We start from the raw sequence: 6,697 nt of genomic DNA, 5'->3' as shown, positions 1-6,697 counted from the left end.
TTATAAGTAAGTTATAGTGTGTTGATAATTTAAAATTTCATTTAACTTATCTTCATCTAGTAATTTTCTTTCTAATACAATTTCTCTGACCTTCTTAGGATCCTCGTTGCTTTCTGATATAATCTGAGTTGCCATATCGTATCCTATATAAGGAACTAAAGCAGTCGCAAGTAAGACAATTGAATTATCTAAATGATTTTTGCAATTTTTTTCATTTGCAGTTAGAGTATTTATGCATTTAGTTCTAAATATTTTTAGAGTTTCTGTAAGCAAAGTCAAGCTCTCAAGAAGGCTTTCTGTAATTAATGGCATAAATGCATTTAATTCAAAGTTGCCGTTTGCAGCACACATGCTGATTGCGCTGTCGTTTGCCATGACCTTTATTGCAACTTGAGTCACCATTTCTGGGATGACAGGGTTGACTTTACCTGGCATAATTGTGCTTCCTGCCTGCATATCGCTTAGTTTGATTTCTCCAAATGGTTTTGAGTTCATTATGCGGAGATCAGTTGCTATTTTCATAATATTTACAGCCAATGCCTTTAAAAGTCCTGAAACCTCTACAAATACATCGTTGTTTTGTGTTAAATCTATAGGATATTCAGCCTTTGCAAGGCCTATACCTGTCAGATCTCTTATTATTTCGATAACTCTAAATGTGTACATTTTATTCGCATTACTACCTGTACCGATAGCAGTACCACCTAAATTTATCTGTCTAAGTCTCTCTTCAACCTTGTAAATTCTCCATCTATCTCTTGCAATTGCTTGTGCATAGGCACCGAACTCTTGTCCTAGAGTAATAGGTAGAGCGTCCATCATTTCAGTTCTTCCAAGCTTTACTATAAATTCAAATTCATTTTCCTTGCGTTGTAAAGCTTCTTGTAATTTACTACATTCGTCGCTTAAGGCTCTGACTAAATTTATAGAAGCGATTCTAAGTGCAGTAGGGTATACATCGTTTGTAGATTGTCCCATATTTACGTGATCTAGGGGATGTATGTAGTCGTAGTCACCAGGTTCTCTTCCTAAAATTTTTAGGGCTAAGTTCGCTATGACCTCGTTTACATTCATATTAGTCGAAGTTCCAGCACCACCTTGGAGTGCATTTGTGACGAAATTGTCGTCGTATTTTCCAGATAATATTAAATTACAGGCTTCTACTATTGCATTTGCCCTTTCCTTATCTAGAGCCTTTACCTTTTCGTTTGCCATTGCTGCGGCTTTTTTAACTGTTACGATTGAGTAAATGAGTTCTTTTCTGACTTTTGAGTCGCTTATTTTGAAATTTTCAAGTGCGCGTGCTGTTTGAATTCCGTAAAGAGCGTCTTGATCTATTGCTACTTTTCCTAATTTATCTTTTTCTATTCTCTTTGCTGTTTTGTTGTCATCAGTCATAAAACCACTCCTATTCTTCTTCTAACAAATACGCTATATGAGGAAATGCTTCTACAGTTCTATGTAGAATTCCTTGAATATAAGCGATTAAAATACCGTAGTTAGTTATAGGAATATTTTGATCCTGTGCACATTTTATTCTATATTTCATCTCTCTAGCATTTAGAGTACATCCACCACAGTGAACTATCATCTTGTATTTTGATAGGTCAGATGGAAATTCTGTACCGCTTGAGAATTCGAAGTTTAGTCGTTTACCACAGTGTTGCATTATCCATCTAGGAATTTTAACGCGGCCTATATCGTCACATTGTCTGTGGTGAGTACATCCTTCAGACATTAAAATTGTATCTCCATCTTCTAGAGTTTCTATAGCTTTTGCGCCTTTTACGGTTTCTTCTAGATCGCCTTTATAGCGGGCGAATAATATTGAGAATGAAGTAAGTAGTATATCCTTAGGAGTATCAGCAGATACCTTTGCGAATACTTGAGAGTCAGTTATTACTAGCTTTGGTTTTTTGCCTAAATTAGCAAGAGTGTCTCTAAGCTCGTATTCTTTGACTACTATTGCAGTTGCATCTGCTTCAAGTATATCTCTTATAGTTTGTTGTTGAGGTAGGATTAATCTTCCCTTTGGTGCAGCCTTGTCTATAGGAACTACAAGCACTACAAAGTCAGAAGGATCTAGTAAATCGCCGACGATTTGGAATTTTGATTCATCTGTAGGAGCTTGTTTTGCTATTAATTCCTTTAGCTCATATATATTTTCTCCAGTTACAGAGCTTACCCATATAGTATTAGGAGAATCTTCTATATCTAAATCTAGTCCTTTATCTTTTACTAAATCTAATTTATTCATCACAATTATATATGGAATTTTCTTTTCTTTAAATCTTTCTATTAAAGCGTTGTCCTCAGGAGTAGCACCTATAGTACCATCTATAACTAGTATAGCTATATCTGTCTTATTTAAAACCTGATAGCTCTTTTGAACACGCATCTTTCCAAGCTCTCCGACATCGTCAAGCCCTGGAGTATCTATTATAATAACTGGTCCTAAAGGTAATAGTTCCATTGCCTTTGAAACTGGGTCAGTTGTTGTACCTTTGACATCTGATACTATTGCTAAATTTTGGTCTGTTATTGCATTTATTACACTTGATTTACCAGCATTACGTTTTCCAAATATACCTATGTGAACACGTTCTGCAGAAGGTGTAGAGTTTAAACTCATTGAAATTCCCCCCTTAAAATAAGATGACCTTGCAAAAAAGCAAGGTAAATTTACAAATTAAAATAATATTTTGTACCTTGACTTTTTCTTCGGATTTTATCCTTTGAATCAGTTTGGTTTATATAATCAGCTATAAACAAGAAATTCTCATCTATAACTCAATAAAGTAATTATATCACAGTGAGTTTTTAATTATCAATAAATGGAAAAATTAATATAAAAAGTATAATTTCAATGTGCGCTAATAAGTTGAATCTGTTGATAATTATTGCATTTATGAATTATACTGTTATTAAGTGAAAAATCTTTTGGGGGTATTTGAGCATGAATACTGAAAGAAAAGGTATATTGAAATTATGTGGTGTATATTTAGATAAATTGTATAAAAGCAAAAGAGAATTTGATTTCGATGATTTTCAAATGCAAAATGGTCAAAGATTCAATTTATCTAGATATATTGTTTTATACTATTTCAAAAAAATTATGGAGAGTCAGTTGGGATTAAAAATAAAAGATTGTTCAATAGATGAGATTGATAAGAAAATAATTGAAGTAAATAATGAAATAGATGCCTATTTAATAAAAAAATACCGAAAAAATAAGTTAGTTGAAAACGTAAAAAATATACCTATAAACAGTAAAAATATAGATTTTATAATACCTAAAAATAAAAAATCTATATTCTATAAATTCACGAAAAACAATCAAAAGCTCTGTCTAGAGGATGCAGAAAATATTGTATTTAAAGATAAAAATTATTTTAGAAGATATATTGAATTAAATACAGATAAAAATTTAGAGAAATTTGATTTAATAAGTAAATTGCCACTGAATATTTTAGTAGGTAATTTAAAATCGTTGTTAAGCAGTTTAAAATCAAATACAATCGAGGAATTAAATCGAAAAAGCAATAAATCAAATACAGAGGATATGTTTGACAAAACGAGCGATTTAAATCTATTTATAAATAGATACATCAAAGAGCATTTTGAGCTAGAGCTAGAAAAGTATATATTAAATGAAAAAATAAAATTAATCGAATTGGAAATAGAAGAGTTGCAGCTTTTAAATATTGAAAAATTAAATGATTTGATTAAGTCAAAGGAATACATTTTAGAAATAATTAAAGATTTGATGTGTGATTTAGTCTTTGATGATTATAGATTTAAGGATAAAATAGATAGCTCGATAGAAAAAAATATATACAAGATATACGAAAATCTACCATATAGCTTGGACTTAGAACAGGTTGTAGATTTAATTGGTGAAGATTTATTTGTAGATTTAATCTACAATACAATTAGTACAGTTTATCGAGAAATAAAATGATATGGTGAAAATATGATAAATAATCAAAAAATTACATTATGTGAAAAAAATAAAATAAGATTTGAATGGAAATGGAATTGTAATAAGGGGGAGATGAATGTCTATCTAGAAAACCTCAGAAATAACGACCTTGAATATTTAGATAAAATCGTCAAAAGACAGGATATTCAAAACAAGTGCGATTATCAAGTGTATATGAGAGGAATTTATAGAATAGTAGCTTTTCCAGTGGTAAATGGTGTAGAAGATAAGGCTTTTTCATTTAATACGAATTACATATATATAGGTACAAAGAATATTTTAGAGTATTGTTTTGGCGAAGAGAGTGAATTTAACTGCAAGTATATTTATATAAAAAGATTGGACTCTATTATACTAAAGGAAATTGCCTATATATACTCTGCAAAGGATGATATTAAAATTCCGTTTACAAGTGATTTGAAGCAGGGTGAAAAGTATTATGTAGCTGATTTCGAAGGTGTAAAAATACAATTAGAGGAGCCGTACAATTTAGGTGTAGATATTAGATTAGTTTAAAAAAATTACAATAGAAAAAATTAATTTTAAAGAAGGTTTTGATTATGGATGAAAATTTAAATAAAAAATTACTTATTATGTCTGAGTGGATTTACAACGTTGTAAATCCAAATACACTCAACAAGGATTTACTTGATAAAATGATAAAAACTATAGAAAAACAATTAGATAACGATATGTTTAACTCTTACCTTAAACATATTTTATCGAAGGAAGAAAATATATCTCTCGAATATATTTCACCAGAGAGTGATTTATACGAGCTAATGCTTTTCGAAGATATATTGAGCGTTGATTACAAGGATAAATACAATATAAATGTCGATTTAGATGTCGACTATATAGGAAATTGGTGGAGAGAAAATATCTTGCCTATATTTAAATCTAAATACAGCCAAGATCAATTACAGGATAAATTAGAGTTAGAAATTAAGAAAAATGAAATTCTAGATTTTAGAGGAGAGAACTTCAATAAATTTAAAAATAAAATAATAGAAGAGATAAATAAAGAAATTCCAGACAAAAAAAATGAAGCGAATTTTGAAGTCGACGAAAAAAAATTTTTAGAAAAGAGAATTAATGCTTCAGAACCTAAAAATATATCTGAATTGGAGCAGGTTTTCGGCGATATAGAATTGAAATACGATAGCAATAAGGAAATACTAAAAAATTACTATAGTGGAATAATGATGCAGATATTAGAAAACAAAGACGAAAAATCCACATTAGATCAATTAGAAAAATTTATAAATAAGAACAAGGAGTTTTTAGATGAGGATCTCCATGTCTATATAGATATGAAGGTGCAAAAGGAAATACAAAGGATAGAACAGGAATTATTGAACGATATATGCGATGTGAAGGATTTGAAATCACTTGAAGAGCTACACAACAAGGTTTTATTAAATGGAGATTTTGTAAAATGCGATGATATAGAATCCATTATATTCACAAAGATGGAATCTATGATAAGTAAATTAAATTTGGCGGAAATAAACGATGAAGAAAATATAAAAATAGGAAATCGAATATACGACAACACATCTTCAATCGATATTAAAAACTACCCTGTGGCTGAAATTTTAATCTGTAGGGACATAGAAATAGACTTAGAAAACACAGATGAGATATTGGGAGATTTAAAAAATGAAATAGATGTAATTAAGGATACTGTTTTAAAAAATTGTATGTTCAGCTGTGATTACTACAATATAAATATTCAAATAAATGGAAGCCAAAACCGTTATACAATGAAGTTTAGATACTTGAAGGATTTGATAGAGTACATAAAAATAAAGGAGAAAAAATCATTTGTACAAAATTTAAAAAATATAAACAAAAATGTCCAATATCAAAAAAGAGTTTTCAATAAAGGCAATGAGCAGCTGATAAAGGAAATAGATAATTTCTACTCTAAAAACAAAGTCGAAAATAATTAGAAATAGATGAGCTCTGTAAATTATAGAATTATAGGGCTCATTTTTGTATAATAAACTTATATACAAAGGATTGGTAGGTGAAAGCTATATGACATCATTTGATAGGACTCTCAACTATATTGAGTTTGATAAATTAAAATATATCGATGAATTAATATTAAAGCTACAGATGCTTTACAGTCAAAATATAGTAGATGGAAGCTTTTTTGATAAGGCAGTTGAGCTTTTAAATCAAGAAAAAATGGATATATCATCAAATAGTGAAAAATCGGATATAAATACAGATGAAGACTTTAAAGTATACGATTTAAAAATAGATATCGAAAACATGTCACCAAAAGAACGAGAAAAATACCTTGAAAGTGAAAAGCAAGGCATAAAAATGAGACTTTTGGAGGCTAGAAATTTTTCACATTTAAATATTTTATATGACAGGATTTCAAAAAATATAAATGACAGCTCAAAGGATTTTCTAAAAAAGGAATTCACAAATAACTTCGAAAAAATTTTTGAAAAAAGCTATATGTACTACTTGATAAAAGATTATGGAAAAAAACATGGAGAACTCGACTTAAATGAGCTTATAATCGTAGACGACCAATTGATTTTAAAAAATGGGAAATACGAATGTGCAATAAACAAAACTCTATGTAAAAAAGAAAAGATACTGTATTTAGACGATAAAGAATTAACTTCATTTAAGAGCATAATAAATAAATATAATCTATGCTTTACAGAAGAATTTATAGAGTATAAATTA

At 29.4% G+C, this 6,697-nt stretch carries 6 protein-coding genes; 4 read left to right on the top strand and 2 right to left on the bottom strand.

What is annotated here, in order from left to right; all coding sequences use genetic code 11:
- Nucleotides 1-1,398: an aspartate ammonia-lyase gene (locus ACI3VO_RS02685; protein ID WP_439756435.1), complete on the bottom strand. Its 1,398-nt coding sequence runs from the start codon at nt 1,396-1,398 to the stop codon at nt 1-3.
- A 10-nt stretch (nt 1,399-1,408) separates the two neighbouring features.
- Nucleotides 1,409-2,632, bottom strand: a complete 1,224-nt coding sequence (hydF, locus tag ACI3VO_RS02680) for a [FeFe] hydrogenase H-cluster maturation GTPase HydF (protein WP_439756434.1) — start codon at nt 2,630-2,632, stop codon at nt 1,409-1,411.
- Nucleotides 2,633-2,956: 324 nt separating this feature from the next.
- On the opposite strand from hydF, the gene ACI3VO_RS02675 reads away from it, so the two are divergent.
- The 4 genes from ACI3VO_RS02675 to ACI3VO_RS02660 form a co-directional block, all read left to right on the top strand.
- Nucleotides 2,957-3,961 carry a hypothetical protein gene (locus tag ACI3VO_RS02675; protein ID WP_439756433.1) on the top strand — a complete coding sequence of 335 codons (1,005 nt, stop codon included), beginning with the start codon at nt 2,957-2,959 and terminating at the stop codon, nt 3,959-3,961.
- 12 nt (nt 3,962-3,973) lie between these two features.
- A complete protein-coding gene (locus ACI3VO_RS02670; protein WP_439756432.1) occupies nt 3,974-4,498 on the top strand; it encodes a hypothetical protein in 525 nt (174 codons plus the stop codon).
- A 44-nt stretch (nt 4,499-4,542) separates the two neighbouring features.
- Nucleotides 4,543-5,937, top strand: a complete 1,395-nt coding sequence (locus ACI3VO_RS02665; protein ID WP_439756431.1) for a hypothetical protein — start codon at nt 4,543-4,545, stop codon at nt 5,935-5,937.
- 88 nt (nt 5,938-6,025) lie between these two features.
- On the top strand, nt 6,026-6,697 hold a 672-nt coding region (locus ACI3VO_RS02660; protein WP_439756430.1), incomplete at its 3' end, for a hypothetical protein.

Source organism: Intestinibacter sp. (genome assembly GCF_051866655.1).
Classification (GTDB): domain Bacteria; phylum Bacillota; class Clostridia; order Peptostreptococcales; family Peptostreptococcaceae; genus Intestinibacter.
Note: the sequence above shows the minus strand (reverse complement) of the source record. Positions and strands in the feature narration are given on the sequence as shown.